The organism is Microcoleus sp. Pol14D4, from assembly GCF_036701245.1.
In the GTDB taxonomy this organism is placed as follows: Bacteria; Cyanobacteriota; Cyanobacteriia; order Cyanobacteriales; family Microcoleaceae; genus Microcoleus.
Window position 1 is genome coordinate 1 of the sequence record NZ_JAUBQM010000184.1, and the last position, 2251, is coordinate 2251.

Annotated in this window: 1 protein-coding gene; it reads left to right on the top strand. The window is 44.0% G+C overall.

Features of this window, described 5'->3' with window-relative positions:
- The first annotated feature begins 85 nt into the window (after positions 1 to 85).
- Positions 86 to 1813 carry an ATP-dependent DNA helicase RecG gene (gene recG, locus QUA33_RS27945; RefSeq protein WP_333153001.1) on the top strand — a complete coding sequence of 576 codons (1728 nt, stop codon included), beginning with the start codon at positions 86 to 88 and terminating at the stop codon, positions 1811 to 1813.
- Positions 1814 to 2251 lie beyond the last annotated feature (438 nt).

Here is a 2251-nt window from a genome sequence, read left to right on the forward strand (position 1 = left end):
TGCTAAATATAATCTTTTCAATTTTCCTAACTTGAAAAGATTTGATGCCTTTTCACAATTCATATAGGATTGCTATATTGTATTAGTGACAGGAAAAGTCAAACAAGATAGCTATGGTAAAACCATCAGCAACCCAACAGTTAAAGTTGTTAGCTTTGAAGATGCTAAAGCTAGCACGACCTCTATTGTACCAGTTTACCGCTTAACTAAAGGCATAACTAACGAGCTAGTCCGGCATTGTATTCGTACAGCACTTGACTGTGTTGGTTTTATTGAAGACCCGCTGCCACAACGACTTCGCAAACGTTTTGGGTTAATAGCTCTCCAAAAAGCTATCGCACATATTCACTGTCCCCCAGACAGCAATACCCTCGAATCTGCCCGCCACCGCTTAGTGTTCGATGAATTTTTCTACTTGCAATTAAGGCTATTGCAGCACCGATATACCTTGCAACAACAGCAAGGATACTCCCTAAACTCAACAGGAAAACAGCTCAGAAAACTTTACAAGAATTTACCTTTTACCCTCACCAAAGCACAGCAAAGAGTCATTGCCGAAATTCTGTCAGACATGAGCAAACCAACTCCGATGAATCGCTTAGTACAAGGAGATGTCGGTGCCGGCAAAACAGTAGTAGCAGCAGTCGCCATCCTTGCAGCAATTCAATCCGGTTATCAAACAGCACTAATGGCACCGACTGAAGTGTTAGCTTCCCAACACTACCGCAAACTCAGTGAATGGTTTGAGCCGCTGGGATTGTCTGTAACGCTGTTAACAGGCTCCACAACAGCTAAGATTCGTCAAGAAATTGCCAAAGGATTAAACTTGGGGCTTCTTCCCTTGCTAATCGGTACTCACGCACTGATTCAAAATACTGTAAGCTTTAAGAAACTGGGTTTTGTGGCGATCGACGAACAGCATCGATTTGGAGTTCAACAGCGGCTCAAGTTGCAGCAAAAAGGCATTAGCCCTCACATTCTGACAATGACCGCCACACCCATCCCTAGAACTTTAGCCCTGACACTGCACGGCGATTTAGACATCAGCCTGCTGGACGAACTGCCACCAGGGAGAGAGCCAATTCAAACTCAGCTATTTACGAGTAGAACTCGCCACAAAGCTCACGAAATAATTCGACAACAAATCCAACTGGGCTATCAAGCCTACATCATTCTGCCACTTGTCGAAGAATCTGAACGGCTTGACCTCAAAGCCGCCATTGAGGAGCATCGGTACTTGAGGGAAAATATTTTCCGCAATGTCAATATCGGGCTGCTACACGGTCGCATGAATTCCGCCGAGAAAGAAACAGAAATCGCCAACTTTATTGCCCATAAAACTCAAATTCTCGTCTCTACGACGGTTGTTGAAGTCGGAGTTGATGTCCCCAATGCCACAGTCATGTTAATCGAACACGCGGAACGATTTGGCCTGTCGCAATTGCACCAACTCAGAGGCAGGGTAGGACGGAGCACGGCACAATCTTACTGCTTGTTGGTAAGCGATTCCAAATCAAATAATTCTAGAGAGCGGCTCAAGATAATGGAAACTTCGCAAGACGGCTTCTTTCTAGCAGAAATGGATTTGAGATTGCGAGGGCCAGGTCAGGTATTAGGAACCCAGCAGGCGGGACTGCCAGAATTTGCCAAGGCTGATTTAATCAACGACCAGGCCATACTAGAGCAAGCTAGGAAAGCAGCACAGTTGGTAGTCGCAAAAGACCCCACTCTGGAAAGGTGGCCCGAACTTTCACAAGAATTGTTCCGGCGACAGCAGGTTAACAAACTCGATGCAGAAGCAGCACTTAACTAATAACCTGTTGTGCATCTAGATTAGACTTGAATTGCCTAAATCTTTGATTAATAGGTTAACCGCAGATTCAAGACAGCTCAACGCAAATAAACGCAGATAATTTCCTGATTGGAGAGCGAATAAATGCAATGCAACTCTATTGTCTATGGTGCAATACGCTTGGGTTAACGCTCTCTAACGAATTCTATCTCTGTTACGATTTTATGGCAATATATGCATCTTTTAAAAGTCAGATTGTTCTTAACCCAAGCATATTGGTCTCTGGTGTTCGAGGGAGAGAGGATTTGACAATTTTTGAAGGTCATTGAACTCTACAATTTAAATGCAGTACAACTTACTAATTGCATAAATAGTTGCAACTGAGGTAACTGCTCAATAAGTGCTGATAAGCAAGTATCGCCAAAGTAACTCAGACAAGGCCTGATGGCCTCAAGCTGA